The sequence below is a fragment of the Leclercia sp. Marseille-Q4284 genome (assembly GCF_916618945.1).
Classification (GTDB): Bacteria; Pseudomonadota; Gammaproteobacteria; order Enterobacterales; family Enterobacteriaceae; genus Enterobacter; species Enterobacter tamurae.
In genome coordinates, this window is record NZ_CAKAKG010000002.1 from 693,311 (window position 1) to 708,876 (window position 15,566).

Genomic DNA, 15,566 nt, shown 5'->3' on the forward strand with positions numbered 1-15,566 from the left:
GTGATGGAGTCCGCCAATGGGCAGAAAAATTATTGTTGTCACCGCCGCGTATGGCGCTGACAAGGTACGTGAAGCAGGTGGCCAGCGCGCCATGCTGCACGTGATCGCCGGTGCGGGTGCCGACGGGGTCGAGATCCGCCGGGAGTTATTCAGCGACGCCGAACTGGCGTCTTTACCCACGCTGGCCGGGTCCATTGAACTGCTCGGCCTGCTGGCCTGCTACTCCGCCCCCGATGCCCTCTTTACCCCGGACGGCAATCTCAATCCCATGCTGCCCCGCTACCTTGCCGAAGCCGCGACGCTTAACGCCCTGTGGCTGAAAGTCTCTCTCGGCCATTTCAGCGATAAGCAGCAGCTCGATGCGCTGCGCGCCCTGCTCGATGAAACCGGCATGACGCTGGTGGTGGAAAACGACCAGACGCGCTGTGGGCAGCTGGCGCCGATGCAGCGTTTCAAGGCAGCCTGCCGGGTAATGAACCTTCCGGTCACCCTGACCTTTGATATGGGCAACTGGCTGTGGGTGGGTGAATCCCCGGAGGAGGCCGCAAAGCATCTGGCGCCTGCGGTGAGCTATATCCACGTCAAAGCCGCCGTTCCCCATCAGCAACAGTATCGCGCCGTGCCGCCGGACAACGACAGCGCCCGCTGGCAGGCGCTGCTGGATCAGCTCCCTGCCGATGCTCCACGCGGGATCGAGTTTCCGCTGGAAGGGCCAGATCTGACGGCGGTCACCCGTCACTACGTTAATTTGCTGCGCGAGGAGTAACGACATGCCACACGCTCTGGATGTCATCACCATTGGCGAAGCCATGGCCATGTTTGTCGCCACGAAGACCGGCGAACTCAGTGCCGTCGACCACTTTATCAAGCGCGTTGCTGGGGCAGAACTGAACGTCGCCACCGGCCTGGCGCGCCTTGGCCTGAAGGTGGGCTGGGTGAGCCGCGTCGGCAATGACAGCTTTGGTCAGTTTGTGCTCGATACCCTGAAAAACGAGGGGATCGAGACCGCAGGCGTGACCCTGGATGGCCGTTATCCGACAGGCTTTCAGCTCAAATCGAAAGTCACCGATGGAACCGATCCCATTGTGGAGTACTTCCGTAAAGGCTCGGCGGCTAGCCATCTGTCAGTAGAGGATTTCAACCCGATCTGGTTTACCGCGGCACGGCATCTGCACCTGAGCGGCGTGGCGGCGGCGTTGTCCGCCAGCTCATACGCCCTGCTCGATCATGCTGCGGGCGCAATGAAAGCCGCAGGCAAGACGATCTCCTTCGATCCGAATCTGCGCCCGGTACTGTGGAAAAGCGAAGCGGAGATGGTGGAGAAGCTCAACCACCTCGCCTTCCAGGCCGACTGGGTATTGCCCGGTGTGAAAGAGGGCCAGATCCTGACCGGAGAAAAAACGCCGGAAGGGATCGCTGATTTTTACCTGAATCGCGGCGTGAAGGCGGTGATCCTGAAGACCGGGGCCGACGGCGCCTGGTTTAAAACCGCCGACGGTGAGCAAGGTGCCGTGGCGGCGGTCAGGGTCGAAAACGTCGTCGATACCGTTGGGGCGGGAGACGGTTTTGCCGTTGGCGTGGTCAGCGCCCTGCTCGAGGGGAAAACCCTGCAGCAGGCCATCACCCGCGGCAATATCATCGGCTCGCTGGCGATCCAGGTTCAGGGCGACAGCGAAGGATTACCGACCCGGCAACAGTTAGGGGAGTAAATCCCCTCACCCTGCCCCTCTCCCCAGAGGGGAGAGGGAATAAACAAACAGACCGCCCTGTACCCTACAGACAGCGGCGGTCATTTCCTCAACCACAGAGGCAAGCCCATGAACAATGCAACAAATGCAGTAAAACGCTGGTGGTACATCATGCCTGTCGTGTTCATCACGTACAGCCTGGCGTATCTCGATCGCGCGAACTTCAGCTTCGCGTCCGCCGCTGGCATCACCGAAGATTTGGGGATCACCAAAGGCGTCTCCTCGCTGCTGGGTGCCCTGTTCTTCCTCGGCTATTTCTTCTTCCAGATCCCCGGCGCGATCTACGCCGAACGCCGCAGCGTGCGCAAACTGATCTTCATCTGCCTGATCCTGTGGGGCGCCTGTGCCTCCCTGACCGGGATGGTGAATAACATCCCGGCGCTGGCGGCCATTCGCTTTATCCTCGGCGTAGTGGAAGCGGCGGTAATGCCCGCGATGCTGATCTACATCAGCAACTGGTTTACCAAATCCGAACGCTCGCGCGCCAATACCTTCCTTATTCTCGGTAACCCGGTCACGGTGCTGTGGATGTCGGTGGTCTCCGGGTACCTGATCCAGTCCTTCGGCTGGCGCGAGATGTTCATTATTGAGGGCGTTCCGGCGGTGATCTGGGCCTTCTGCTGGTGGGTGCTGGTGAAAGACAAACCGGCGCAGGCCAAATGGCTGTCGGAAGATGAAAAAGCGGCCCTGCAGGCGCAGCTGGATAAAGAGCAGCAGGGGCTGAAAGCGGTGCGTAACTACGGCGAAGCCTTCCGGTCACGCAACGTGGTGCTGCTGTGCATGCAGTACTTCACCTGGAGCATCGGGGTTTACGGTTTTGTCCTGTGGCTGCCGTCCATCATTCGTAGCGCGGGCGATAACCTCGGTATGGTCGAAGTGGGCTGGCTGTCATCCGTGCCGTATCTGGCAGCAACCATCGCGATGATCGTGGTCTCCTGGGCGTCGGATAAACTGCAAAACCGTAAGCTGTTCGTCTGGCCGCTGCTGTTAATTGCTGCCTGCGCCTTTATCGGCTCGTGGGCGGTTGGCGCCAACCACTTCTGGGTTTCCTATACCCTGCTGGTGATCGCCGGTGCGGCAATGTATGCCCCGTATGGTCCGTTCTTTGCCATCATCCCGGAAATGCTGCCGCGTAACGTGGCGGGCGGCGCGATGGCGCTGATCAACAGCATGGGTGCGCTGGGCTCGTTCTTTGGTTCGTGGTTCGTGGGGTATCTGAATGGCGCAACCGGCAGCCCGTCGGCCTCGTACATCTTTATGGGGGTGGCGCTTTTTGCCTCGGTGTGGCTTACTTTAATTGTTAAGCCTGCTAATAATCAAAACGTTCCCGTCGGCGCACGCCACGCCTGAACCCTTTTAAATCAACGGAGATTAGCATGAAGCCGTCCGTCATTTTGTATAAAGCCCTGCCTGATGCGTTACAGCAGCGCCTTGAAGATCATTTTACCGTTACCCGGGTCAACAACCTGAGCCCGGAGACGGTGCAGCAACACGCTGACGCCTTCGCCGGTGCCGTCGGGCTGCTCGGCTCCAGCGAAAAAGTGGACGCCGCGCTGCTGGAGAAAATGCCTGCGCTTCGTGCAACCTCGACCATTTCAGTGGGCTATGACAACTTTGATGTCGACGCGCTGAATGCCCGTAACGTCCTGCTGATGCACACCCCAACCGTACTGACCGAAACCGTGGCCGATACGGTGATGGCGCTGGTACTCAGCAGTGCGCGCCGGGTGGTGGAAGTGGCCGAGCGCGTCAAAGCCGGGGAATGGACCAAAAGCATCGGCCCGGACTGGTTCGGCACCGACGTGCACGGCAAAACGCTGGGTATCGTTGGGATGGGCCGCATCGGCCTGGCGCTGGCGCAGCGCGCCCACTTCGGCTTCAACATGCCGATCCTCTACAACGCACGCCGCCAGCATAAGGAAGCCGAGGAGCGTTTCAACGCCCGCTACTGCGATCTCGATACCCTGTTGCAGGAAGCGGACTTCGTCTGCCTGATCCTGCCCCTGACCGATGAGACGCATCATCTGATGGGCAAAGCGCAGTTTGAGAAGATGAAGAAGTCCGCCATCTTTATTAATGCGGGCCGTGGACCGGTGGTGGATGAGCAGGCGCTGATCGCGGCGCTGAAAAACGGTGAGATCCATGCGGCCGGGCTGGACGTGTTCGAGCAGGAGCCGCTGCCTGGCAGCTCAGAGTTGCTGAAGCTGCCTAACGTCGTGGCACTGCCGCACATTGGCTCTGCGACGCACGAGACGCGCTATAACATGGCGGCATGTGCGGTGGACAACCTGATCGACGCCCTGCAGGGCAAGGTCGATAAAAACTGCGTGAATCCGCAGGCTAAGGCCTGAACGAAAAAAACCCGCCAGAGGCGGGTTTTTAAATTCTTTTAGCTGAGTTGGAAGCTTACAGGCTTACAACGTTACCAGCTGCTGGGCCTTTAGCGCCGCTTTCGATGGTGAAGGAAACTTTCTGACCTTCGTCCAGAGATTTGTAGCCATCGTTCTGGATAGCAGAGAAGTGTACGAACACGTCTTTTGAGCCATCGTCAGGAGTGATGAAGCCGAAACCTTTATCAGCGTTGAACCATTTTACCAGACCAGTCATTTTACCAGACATAGAAATTACCTTTTAAAAATTTGTTTTGCCTTCCGGCGCGATGATGGAATGTGTTACAGATTTTTAAGCGATGAAGGAAGGGTCACTACGAAGGGTATCTAAGGATAACGCATCTGGACTGCTTAACTAAACTGCTTTAGGTCTGTGTAACAAACCGACGAGGACTATTAAACATAGTTACGACATCAAAGACAAGCTTTATTTTCTACCTTAATAAAAAAACCCGCTTTCCAGCGGGGTTTTTATACGGCCAACGTACGCGTCTGACGCTACTCCGTTGCGGCCATCGCCGCGCCCCAGGCCTGACTAAACGCCTGATGCTGCGCTGCCAGCGGCCCAATCAGCGTATTGTACTGGCTGGCCTGCTGTGAGGTCGGGAACTGAATGCCGTTGGAGACAAAGCTCACCTGGGTCCCCTGCTGCGAAATATAATCCGCCACCTGTACCAGCTGCTGAGTAAAGATCTGCGCGGCCGGAATGAGCGGCTGCAGCGCATCGGCAGGTTTGGTCACCACTTTTTCATACGCTTTGTCGAACACAGGTTTCAGGTCGTCGCCCTGTTTCAGCGCAGAGCGTGCGCCATCAGCCTGCATTTTAGCATTCTGCAGCTGCTGGCCCAGCACACCCAGCGCACCGTTTGCCTGGCTCAGCGGCTCACGCTGGGTCACATAGTCCTGTGGGACGCGAATCGCATTCACGCTGTCCACTACCGGACGTAGACCGGCGTCCATCGCCTGATTCACCTGCTGTGAATAACCATACAAAATGGCATAGTCGGAAACGAAGGGACCAAACTGTTTTTTCTGATCCGCAGTCAGCGTTGGCAAACGCTCGCCACTGCGCATCGCAGTATTTTGCAGGAAATCGATAAACGCTTTGCGCTGATCGCCTTCCTTATCGAAACACCCACTCAGGCTCACTACCATTAACAACGCCGCAAGCGGCGCAAACCAGCGAGAGCAGAGCTTTCCTGTCGCCATTGTTATTACTCCTTTCACCCAAAAAAGCGCACCCCGGCACACGCGTGCCCAACGCTGCCAAGAATAGTCCAGGTCAGGCCTGCAAGATACTCTTTTCATGTAAAACGGCTATTGCCATATAAATTCTTACGATTTACAAAAATATACCTGATGCTAAGGCGCTACTGATTAATCAAGTCATTAGCATAGTTACTCACCCCGAAAACAAGCGAGCGAAACGTATCTCCAACAATTAATCACGCACGTTACGATCTCCTGTCAGTTTTACCGACTATTCTTAAATTGCTCTCTATGTTCACGATCCCGCAGTGTGATTTAAGAGGAGTTTTCAATGGAATTAAAAGATCCTATGTTCGATCTGCTAAGCAGTCTGGAACAGATTGTTTTTAAAGATGTACCGCAGACGGTGACCCGTTCGCAAAAGTCTAACCCCTTTACGGAATTTGAGCGCTTACGCAAAGGGACAGGGATGAAAAACGATGATTTCGCGCGAGCTATGGGTGTCAGCGTGGCAATGGTCCAGGAGTGGGAATCGAAAAGAGTGAAGCCCTCCATGACCGAGCTGAAGCTGATGAGCCTGATTCAGGCTAACCCGGCCCTCCGTAAGCAGTTGACTGAATAACATTGTTTTAGCCCCCGCATTTGCGGGGGTTTGTGTTTTTGTTACCGCCGTTCACCGCACCACTCCCCGTCCCGCCATACCAGGTCATGCGTCAGGTTAAGCCCCTCCAGAAAATGCTCGTCATGCGATACCACCAGCAGTGCGCCGGGAAAGCCTGCCAGCGCCGCCTCGATGGCCTGCATTGAGGCCAGATCCAGGTGATTGGTCGGTTCATCAAACAGTAACAGCTGCGTCGCCTCTTCCCGCCACAGCACGCAGGCCAGCGCTGCTTTTAACCGCTCGCCGCCGCTCAGCTCTGCCAGCGGGAGCGTAACCTTATCGGCACCCAGCTGCAGCTGCGCCAGGCGACTGCGCAGCACCCCCTCCTCCAGCGGCGTGTTATGCAGATTGAGATGGCTAATAACGGACTGCGTCAGATCCAGCCGCGACAGATGCTGGTCGAGATACGCCACGTTGACCGACACGCAACAGGCACCGTCGACGGGCGTGCACTCGCCGAGGATCGTTTTCAGCAGGGTGGATTTCCCGCTGCCGTTCGGCCCCCGCAAGGCCACCCGCATCGGCCCGTCCATACGCCAGTTGAGCGGCGGCATCGTGACATAGGGCAGCACCAGCTCGTCCAGGACCAGCACCTGTTTACCCTCCGCAAGCTGGCTGCCCGGAAGAGTAAACATCACCGGACACTCCTCTTCGACCCGTTCCCGCGCCTGATTGACCGCTGCGTTCAACGCGTCCTGTTGATCATGATGCTGTTTGCGCCACGAGGCCGGACGCTCCTTTGCCGCGCCTTTGTATTTAACCCGCTCAAACGAGGCGATGTTGAGCGAATCCACCGTGCGCAGGGTTTTAGCCGAGCGGCGCAGGCTGTCGTCATGCTCTTTCTGCATACGGACGCGGGTGCGCTTGCGCTCGGTTGCCGCGTGCTCCAGCGCTGCGCGGGCAGCCTGCTGCTCGGCATCCCGCTGACGCTGATAGTCGGCGTAATTGCCGCCATAACTGTGTAAAGCGGAGGGGCTGAGTTCCAGAATGCGCGGCACCTGCGCCAGCAACTCACGATCGTGGGACGCCACCAGCACACCGCCGGAATACCGCGCCAACCGGGCATAAAACCACGCCCTTCCCTGTTGGTCGAGGTGGTTGGTGGGTTCATCCAGTAGCAGAAAGTCCGCATTGGCCGTAAACGCGCCGCTCAGCAGAGCACGAACCCGCTCGCCACCACTCAGCTCAGCTGCCAGCCTGTCTGGCGCAAACGCCGGAAGCTGAGCTTCCCTGAATGCCTCGCTCAGCCGCTCGCCGATATCCCAGAAACCGTCGAGGCGCTCCAGATCCTCAGGCTGGTACTCGCCGGTGTCGATCCGCTTGCGGGCAGCAAAGATGGCTTCATAGCCAAGCAGTTGGGCCAGCGTAGTGTGCGGAGAAATATCGTGCTGTTGCGCAACGTAAGCGTGCGTGCCGAAACGTTCGATATGGCCGCTGGCGGGTTCGTCCAGCCCGGCCAGCAGGCGCAGGAGCCGGGTCTTGCCGCTGCCGTTGCGGCCAACGAGGGCGCACAGCGACGGCTCGAGAGAGAAATTCAGCGGACCAAAAAGGGTATCGCCCGTCGCAAACTGACAGGTGACCTGATGCAAAATAAAAGAAGGGGATTGCGCAAAATGAGCCATAAGCACTCCTGAATGAAATCAAAACATCCCCTGCCGACGCGGTGGCGTTTAGCAAGGATCGAAATTCATCAGTCGTGGTTGTTCATTTTTGGGGGGCGCTCCAGGGAGAGAAAGTTAACGGGAGGAAGAATAACGGGTTTTAATTGACCGTTTCAAGATTAATTTTTCCGCAACTTACTATAAAAAACCCGCCGAAGCGGGTTTTAAACAACTGTAGGCCCGAGCAAGCATAGCGCCGCCGGGCAATGGGCGCATTACTGCAGCAGGGAAATGTCCGCCACGCGCAGGAACAATTCGCGCAGTTTTTCGAGCATCGACAGACGGTTGATACGCAGATCTTTATCTTCTACGTTCACCATCACTTTCTCGAAGAAGGCGTCGATCACGTCGCGCAACTCAGCCAGTTCCACCAGCGCTTCCTGGTAGCGACCTTCCGCAAAGACCGGTTCCAGCTTGTCGCGCAGCACCACAACCTGCATCGCCAGGGCGATCTCTTCCGGCTCTTTCAGCGTCGCGGCGTTAACACGCTCGTTCAGCTTCTCATCGGACTTCGCCAGGATATTGGAGACACGCTTGTTGGCCGCAGCCAGCGCCGATGCCGCTTCCAGGGTACGGAAGTGGGACACCGCCTTCATACGGGCATCAAAATCTGCCGGACGGGTTGGACGACGCGCCAGAACCGCCTGAATGGTGTCAACGGTGTAGCCTTCGTCCTGATACCAGGCGCGGAAACGGCCCAGCATAAAGTCGATAACCTCATCCACCACGTTAGTGTTGGTCAGCTTGTCACCGTACAGACGCACCGCTTCTTCGGTCAGGGTCTGCAGATCCAGGTTCAGGTTCTTCTCAACGATGATACGCAGCACGCCCAGCGCAGCACGACGCAGCGCAAACGGGTCTTTGTCACCTTTCGGATGCTGACCGATACCGAAGATACCCGCCAGGGTGTCCATCTTATCGGCAATCGCCACCGCACAGGCTACCGGGTTAGACGGCAGATCGTCACCGGCAAAGCGCGGCTGATACTGCTCGTTCAGGGCCACGGCCACATCTTCCGCTTCGCCATCGTGGCGCGCGTAGTGCATACCCATCACACCCTGGGTGTCGGTAAATTCGAACACCATGTTGGTCATCAGGTCGCACTTGGAGAGCAGGCCTGCACGGGTCGCGTGATTGACGTCAGCACCGATTTCACGAGCGATCCAGCCGGACAGCTCCGCGATACGGTCAGTCTTGTCGCGCAGCGTCCCCAGCTGTTGCTGGAACAGCACGGTTTGCAGGCGCGGGAGGTGATCTTCCAGACGCTTTTTACGGTCGCTATTAAAGAAGAACTCGGCATCCGCCAGACGCGGACGCACCACCTTCTCATTACCGGAGATGATCTGAATCGGATCTTTCGATTCGATGTTGGCCACAAAGATGAAGTTCGGCAGCAGTTTGCCGTCGTTGGCATAGACCGGGAAGTACTTCTGGTCGCCCTTCATGGTGTGAACCAGTGCTTCTGCCGGCACCGCGAGGAATTTCTCTTCGAACTTCGCGGTCAGGACTACTGGCCACTCCACCAGCGAGGTCACTTCTTCCAGCAGGCTGTCGCTCAGATCGGCGTTACCACCAATCTGACGTGCCGCTTCTTCCGCGTCCGCTTTAATGCGGGCTTTACGCAGTTCGTAGTCAGCAATGACTTTACCGCGCTCCAGCAGAATTGCAGGGTACTGATCGGCATTGTCGATGGTGAACTCCGGCTCGCCCATAAAACGGTGGCCGCGGATCACGCGATCGGATGCCACGCCCAGAATGGTGGCAGGGATGACGGTGTCGCCCAGCAGCAGGGTCACGGTGTGAACCGGACGCACAAAGTGCACGTCGCTTGCGCCCCAGCGCATCAGTTTTGGAATAGGCAGTTTGGCCAGCGAGGTGGCGATCATGTTCGGCAGCAGCGCTTCCGCGCTCTCGCCCTTCACATGGGCGCGATACAGCAGCCATTCGCCTTTGTCGGTGGTCAGACGCTCGGCCTGGTCAACGGTGATACCGCAGCCACGCGCCCAGCCTTCTGCCGCTTTGCTCGGCTTACCTTCGGCGTCGAACGCCTGGGAAATGGCCGGGCCGCGCTTTTCTACTTCGCGATCTTGCTGGGCCGCCGCAAGGCTCGCCACTTTCAGCGCCAGACGGCGCGGAGCAGCAAACCATTCAATTTTACCGTGTGCGAGGCCAGCGTTATCCAGCTCGGCAGTCACGTTCGCAGCAAAGGACTCCGCCAGGCTGCGCAATGCTTTTGGTGGCAGCTCTTCGGTGCCGATTTCCACCAGGAAAGTTTTCTCAGACATGGCCGCCTCTTATTTGTTTCGGTTGCACATCGGGAAGCCAAGGGCTTCACGGGACGCGTAGTAAGCTTCTGCAACGGCTTTGGTCAGGGTACGAATACGCAGAATGTAGCGCTGACGTTCAGTCACGGAGATCGCTTTACGGGCGTCGAGCAGGTTGAAGCTGTGGGCGGCCTTCAGAATACGCTCGTAGGCTGGCAGCGGCAGCGGAGTCTCCAGCGCCAGCAGTTGCTGGGCTTCTTTCTCGTACTGCTCGAAGCAGGTGAACAGGAAGTCCACGTCCGCGTATTCGAAGTTGTAGGTGGATTGCTCCACTTCGTTCTGATGGAACACGTCGCCGTAGGTGGTTTTACCCAGCGGGCCGTCGCTCCAGACCAGGTCGTAAACGCTGTCTACGCCCTGAATGTACATGGCCAGACGTTCCAGACCGTAGGTGATTTCACCGGTGATCGGCTTACATTCCAGACCGCCAACCTGCTGGAAGTAGGTGAACTGCGTCACTTCCATGCCGTTCAGCCACACTTCCCAGCCCAGACCCCAGGCACCCAGCGTTGGGTTTTCCCAGTTATCTTCCACGAAACGGATGTCGTGGATGGTCGGATCCATACCCAGCTCTTTCAGCGACCCGAGGTACAGCTCCTGAATATTGTCCGGGGACGGCTTAATGACCACCTGGAACTGATAGTAGTGCTGTAAGCGGTTCGGGTTTTCACCGTAGCGACCATCGGTCGGACGACGGGATGGCTGCACGTAGGCGGTCGCCATTGGCTCTGGCCCCAGCGCGCGCAGGCTGGTCATCGGGTGTGAAGTGCCGGCGCCAACTTCCATGTCCAAAGGTTGAACAATGGTGCAGCCCTGGCGAGCCCAGTAATCCTGTAAGGTCAGGATCAGGCCCTGGAAGGTCTTAGTATCGAACTTTTGCATAGTATTTCGTGCTGGATACGTGTGGTTTTGAATGGAAGGGATCAGTATACCCGTCGGATGCAAGATATACAGTACGAAACGGGTTTGTTTAGGGAAAATTGGGAAATAAGCAGTGCTGACAACACCCTCCAGGCGCAGCCAGCTCATTACGCGGCAGCCTTAACGCATCGAAAGATGTAAAAAATGGCCCTCTGCGTCAAAAGAACAGATGAAACTCTCATTGCGGGCAGTGAAACCCTGCATTTCATAGCTACCCTGGAACTGTTCGAATGCGGTGACGTCGATTTTTTGCGCACCGGTATTGTAGCGCTCGGCTGCCCGATCCTTACATAGCTGTTCCATGTCCAGCGAACGCACCGGGCTGACTTTCTTCGTTTGCGCGTTTTGCGCCGGGGACGTCTCCTGAGCCGCGCAGCCGGCCAGTAACGCGGGAAGCAGGATCCACATCGCGCGTATCATCATTTTTATTACCGCCCTTTGCTGTGGCTGTTATTTTTAAACTCTAAACTTTATAGATTATCGCCCGGCATTCTGCGAACCTCACCGGCCCGGCACAAGCAGGGTGGTGCAAACTCAGAATTTTCCAGTGAGCGTCTGTAGCAATACCACAGTCAGACTCTTTTTAACGCATAAACAGAGGGATGGATGCAGGAAAAAATTAACTGGATTGATAATCTGCGGGGAATAGCCTGTTTAATGGTGGTGATGATCCATACCACGACCTGGTATATCACCAATGCCGCAAGCATCAGCCTCGTTAACTGGGATATCGCCAACGTTCTCAACTCCGCCTCGCGCGTGAGCGTGCCGCTGTTTTTCATGATCTCCGGCTATCTCTTTTTTGGCGAACGCAGCGCGCAGCCGCGCCATTTTTTACGCATCGGTCTGTGCCTGCTGTTTTATAGCACCGTGGCGTTCCTCTATATCGTGCTGTTTACCTCGATCAACAGCGAGCTATCCCTGAAATACCTGCTGCAAAAGCCAGTGTTCTATCACCTGTGGTTTTTCTTCGCCATTATCGTCATTTATCTGCTTTCTCCCCTGCTGCAGGTGAAAAGCGCGAACGGTAAAATGCTGCTGGCGCTGATGATCGTGATCGGTATCGTGGCCAACCCCAACACGGTTTCGCAGAAAATTGATGGATTTGAATGGCTGCCTATCAACCTGTATATCAACGGCGACACCTTCTATTACGTGCTGTACGGCATGCTGGGTCGCGCCCTTGGGATGATGGATACCCGCAAACGCTGGTTGAATGGTATTTGCGCCGCGCTGTTTATTGCTGCGGTCGCGATTATTTCCCGTGGGACGCTGCATGAGCTGCAGTGGCGCGGCACCTTCGCCGATACCTGGTATCTCTACTGCGGCCCGATGGTCTTTATCTGCGCGATATCGTTATTTACCCTGGTGAAAAACACCCTCAATGCGCGCCCTCTGCCGCTGCTGGGGTTAATTTCGCGTAACTCGCTGGGGATATATGGTTTTCACGCGCTGGTGATCCACGCTCTGCGCACGCGCGGGGTGGAGTTAAAGAGTTGGCCGCTGCTGGATATCGTCTGGATCTTTACGGCCACGCTGGTGGTCAGTTTGCTGCTGTCGATGCTGCTGCAGCGGATTGATACGCGCAGGTTTGTGAGTTAAGCACGGCTTGCTTGCCCGGCGGCGCTTCGCTTGCACGGGCCTACAAGGCTGTGCAAACGAAACGCCACCCGGCAACGTTTCACGACATTAGCGGCAGAAGCTGCTGATAGATCTTGCGGAACACTTCGCGTTGCCCGGCATAGCGGGCATGACGCGCGGTATCAGGGATGTGCTGCTGTTCCAGCGCCAGCTGTGGCAACAGTGCCGACAGCGGTTTATCCGGATTCATCGCGATCTGCGCCAGTCGCGCCGCGCCGAGCGCAGGCCCGACGTCACCACCGGTACGGTAATCCAGCTGCTGACCGCTGATATCCGCCAGCATCTGACGCCAGTACGGGCTGCGCGCCCCACCGCCGATCAGCGTAATGCTGGTTGGTTTGAGCCCGCACTCATGCACCACATCCATGCCATCGGCCAGGGCATAGCCCACCCCTTCCAACACCGCGCGCGCCAGTTCGGCCGGACCATGCTGATGGGTTAAACCAAAGAACACCCCTTTCGCCTGCGGATTGTTATGCGGGGTGCGCTCGCCGGAAAGATAGGGCAGGAACCAGAGGGTACCCGCATTATCATCGGCCTGCTGTGCGGCATCGAGCAGGGCCGGAACGCTGTCTAATCCGGTCAGTTTTGCCGCCCAGTCCAGGCAGGACGCCGCGCTGAGCATCACCGACATCAGATGCCATTTGCCGGGTAACGCATGGCAGAAGCTGTGCACCGCGCTGTCAGGATTGCTGCGATAGCCGTCGCTCACGGCAAAGTAGACGCCGGAGGTGCCCAACGACAGCATCGCCTGTCCGGCATCGGCCATCCCTACGCCGACCGCACCCGCGGCGTTATCCCCGCCTCCCGCCACGACAGGAACGGCTGGCATATTCCACTGCTGCGCGATCGACGGCAGCAGGGTGCCTGTCTGCTCGCAGCCTTCAAACAGGGCAGGCATATGGTCGCGGGTGAGATGGCAGGCGTCGAGCATCGTCTCGCTCCAGTCGCGTTTAGCAACGTCGAGCCACATGGTACCTGCCGCATCCGACATATCACTGGCGTACTCGCCGGTCATACGCAGACGCAGATAATCTTTTGGCAGCAATACCTTCGCCACCTGGCTAAAAATCTCGGGTTCGTGGCGCTGAACCCACAGCAGTTTTGGTGCGGTAAAGCCCGGCATCATCAGGTTGCCGGTGATCTCCCGCGATGTCGGCACGCGCGCTTCCAGCAGGGCGCACTCTTCGCCGCAGCGGCCGTCGTTCCATAAAATGGCCGGGCGCAACACGCGGTTGTCCTTGTCCAGCAGCGTGGCGCCGTGCATCTGTCCGGCAATCCCCAAAGCTTTAACTTCCCGCAGCGAGTGTTGCTCGCCAAGCGCCTTCAGGGCGCGATCCGTTGCCAGCCACCATGCTTCGGGATCCTGTTCAGACCAGAGCGGGTGTGGCCGTGAAACGTGCAGTTTTTCTGTTTGCGTTGCCAGCACGTCGCCCTGTTCATTCAACAGAATGGCTTTCACACCCGATGTGCCAAGATCGATCCCGATATACATATGGTGGGTTCCTTAAAAATGTAGGCCGGGCAAGCGTAGCGCCGCCCGGCGATCCCCGTTACTTGTCGAAGAGGTAATGATTCACCAGGTTTTCCAGCAGCTCCTGATGACCACTCTGGTGCTGCGGCGCCAGGTTATGCTGTTCAGCGTACTTCGCCAGCTCGGTCAGGGATAACTGGCCTTTCAAAATTTGCTGACCCAGCTCACTGTTCCAGCCGCCATAGCGTTTCGCCACACGCTTATCCAGCTCACCGTCTTCAATCATGCGGGCAGCCACTTTCAGCGACAGCGCCATGGTGTCCATCGCCCCAATATGACCATAGAAGAGATCGTATTTATCGGTACTCTGACGGCGCACTTTGGCGTCAAAGTTCAGGCCACCGGTGGTGAACCCACCCGCTTTGATGATTTCGTACATCACCAGCGCGTTCTCTTCCACGCTGACCGGGAACTGATCGGTATCCCAGCCCAGCTGCGGGTCGCCGCGGTTGGCATCCACGGAGCCAAAAATGCCCAGCGCGATAGCGGAGGCGATCTCGTGGTGGAACGAGTGGCCAGCCAGGGTGGCGTGGTTGGCTTCGATATTTACTTTGATCTCTTTTTCCAAGCCGAACTGCTTGAGGAAGCCGTACACCGTCGCCACGTCGTAATCGTACTGGTGCTTGGTCGGCTCCTGCGGTTTTGGTTCAATCAGCAGCGTACCCTGGAAGCCGATTTTGTGTTTATGCTCCACCACCATCTGCATGAAGCGGCCAATCTGCTCGCGCTCCTGGCGTAAATCGGTGTTGAGCAGCGTTTCGTAGCCTTCACGTCCGCCCCACAGGACGTAGTTTTCACCGCCCAGCTGATGGGTCGCGTTCATCGCCGTCACCACCTGGGTGGCCGCCCAGCTGAACACTTCCGGATCCGGGTTAGTGGCAGCCCCTGCGCCATAGCGCGGGTGGGTAAAGCAGTTGGCGGTGCCCCACAGCAGCTTCACGCCGCTCTGCTGCTGTTTTTCGGCCAGCACGTCGACCATCTGCGCGAAGTTATTCAGGTACTCTTTCAGCGAAGCGCCTTCCGGGGAGACGTCCACATCGTGGAAGCAGTAGTACGGCACGTTCAGCTTGTGGAAGAACTCAAAAGCAACGTCCGCTTTGCGCTTCGCCAGCTCCAGCGCTTCGCCCGGCTGCTGCCATGGGCGATCGAACGAGCCCACGCCAAACATATCGGCCCCATTCCAGCAGAAGGTATGCCAGTAGCAGGCGGCAAAACGCAGGTGATCTTCCATGCGCTTACCCAGCACCAGCTCGTCCGGGTTGTAATGACGAAACGCTAAAGGATTAGAGGATTTCGGGCCTTCATAACGAACGCGATCGAGTTGATCGAAATAAGCTTGCATATTGAACTCCATAATCAGGGGTGCGGCGAAAAGAAGATACTGGAGTAATACTGAATAGTGATCGCAGGTTGCTCAATTACGTTATTTCACACTGCTATTGAGAGAATGCACAAACGTGCGCTGGCTCGCAAAATC

14 protein-coding genes are annotated in these 15,566 nt (G+C 57.4%); 6 read left to right on the plus strand and 8 right to left on the minus strand.

All coding sequences use genetic code 11. From position 1 onward, the window contains the following. Positions 1–16: 16 nt before the first annotated feature. The 4 genes from LG383_RS18020 (at position 17) to ghrB (ending at position 4,099) form a co-directional block, all read left to right on the plus strand. Positions 17–766 (plus strand): sugar phosphate isomerase/epimerase, encoded by a 750-nt coding sequence (locus LG383_RS18020; RefSeq protein WP_106995504.1) that lies wholly within the window; start codon positions 17–19, stop codon positions 764–766. A gap of 4 nt (positions 767–770) precedes the next feature. Beyond that, complete coding sequence (locus LG383_RS18025; RefSeq protein WP_225759831.1) at positions 771–1,709, plus strand: sugar kinase; 939 nt, start codon at positions 771–773, stop codon at positions 1,707–1,709. Between the two features lie 108 nt (positions 1,710–1,817). Beyond that, positions 1,818–3,098 (plus strand): MFS transporter, encoded by a 1,281-nt coding sequence (locus LG383_RS18030; RefSeq protein ID WP_225759832.1) that lies wholly within the window; start codon positions 1,818–1,820, stop codon positions 3,096–3,098. A gap of 26 nt (positions 3,099–3,124) precedes the next feature. Then, positions 3,125–4,099, plus strand: a complete 975-nt coding sequence (gene ghrB / locus LG383_RS18035) for a glyoxylate/hydroxypyruvate reductase GhrB (RefSeq protein ID WP_225759833.1) — start codon at positions 3,125–3,127, stop codon at positions 4,097–4,099. A gap of 55 nt (positions 4,100–4,154) precedes the next feature. On the opposite strand, the gene cspA is transcribed toward ghrB, so the two are convergent. Both cspA and LG383_RS18045 read right to left on the minus strand, forming a co-directional pair. Then, a complete protein-coding gene (gene cspA / locus LG383_RS18040; protein WP_032615822.1) occupies positions 4,155–4,367 on the minus strand; it encodes an RNA chaperone/antiterminator CspA in 213 nt (70 codons plus the stop codon). Between the two features lie 269 nt (positions 4,368–4,636). Beyond that, positions 4,637–5,347: a DUF3053 domain-containing protein gene (locus tag LG383_RS18045; RefSeq protein ID WP_106995500.1), complete on the minus strand. Its 711-nt coding sequence runs from the start codon at positions 5,345–5,347 to the stop codon at positions 4,637–4,639. A gap of 331 nt (positions 5,348–5,678) precedes the next feature. Between LG383_RS18045 and LG383_RS18050 the strand changes: the two genes are divergently transcribed. Beyond that, positions 5,679–5,969: an HTH-type transcriptional regulator gene (locus LG383_RS18050; protein ID WP_106995499.1), complete on the plus strand. Its 291-nt coding sequence runs from the start codon at positions 5,679–5,681 to the stop codon at positions 5,967–5,969. Positions 5,970–6,010: 41 nt separating this feature from the next. On the opposite strand, the gene LG383_RS18055 is transcribed toward LG383_RS18050, so the two are convergent. The 4 genes from LG383_RS18055 to LG383_RS18070 form a co-directional block, all read right to left on the minus strand. After that, positions 6,011–7,630 carry an ABC-F family ATP-binding cassette domain-containing protein gene (locus tag LG383_RS18055; RefSeq protein ID WP_225759834.1) on the minus strand — a complete coding sequence of 540 codons (1,620 nt, stop codon included), beginning with the start codon at positions 7,628–7,630 and terminating at the stop codon, positions 6,011–6,013. Between the two features lie 254 nt (positions 7,631–7,884). After that, positions 7,885–9,954: a glycine--tRNA ligase subunit beta gene (glyS, locus tag LG383_RS18060; protein ID WP_225759835.1), complete on the minus strand. Its 2,070-nt coding sequence runs from the start codon at positions 9,952–9,954 to the stop codon at positions 7,885–7,887. Between the two features lie 9 nt (positions 9,955–9,963). Then, positions 9,964–10,875, minus strand: a complete 912-nt coding sequence (glyQ, locus tag LG383_RS18065; RefSeq protein ID WP_003860141.1) for a glycine--tRNA ligase subunit alpha — start codon at positions 10,873–10,875, stop codon at positions 9,964–9,966. 159 nt (positions 10,876–11,034) lie between these two features. Next, the gene (locus tag LG383_RS18070; RefSeq protein WP_370635202.1) at positions 11,035–11,322 is read right to left on the minus strand and encodes a YsaB family lipoprotein; all 288 of its coding nucleotides are present in this window, start codon (positions 11,320–11,322) and stop codon (positions 11,035–11,037) included. A 198-nt stretch (positions 11,323–11,520) separates the two neighbouring features. On the opposite strand from LG383_RS18070, the gene LG383_RS18075 reads away from it, so the two are divergent. Next, complete coding sequence (locus LG383_RS18075) at positions 11,521–12,516, plus strand: acyltransferase (RefSeq protein ID WP_225759836.1); 996 nt, start codon at positions 11,521–11,523, stop codon at positions 12,514–12,516. A gap of 79 nt (positions 12,517–12,595) precedes the next feature. Here LG383_RS18075 and xylB read toward each other — a convergent pair whose 3' ends face one another. Together xylB and xylA are read right to left on the minus strand one after the other, a co-directional pair. Further along, positions 12,596–14,050: a xylulokinase gene (xylB, locus tag LG383_RS18080; RefSeq protein ID WP_106995494.1), complete on the minus strand. Its 1,455-nt coding sequence runs from the start codon at positions 14,048–14,050 to the stop codon at positions 12,596–12,598. Between the two features lie 58 nt (positions 14,051–14,108). Further along, positions 14,109–15,431 carry a xylose isomerase gene (gene xylA, locus LG383_RS18085; protein WP_106995493.1) on the minus strand — a complete coding sequence of 441 codons (1,323 nt, stop codon included), beginning with the start codon at positions 15,429–15,431 and terminating at the stop codon, positions 14,109–14,111. Positions 15,432–15,566: the final 135 nt, after the last annotated feature.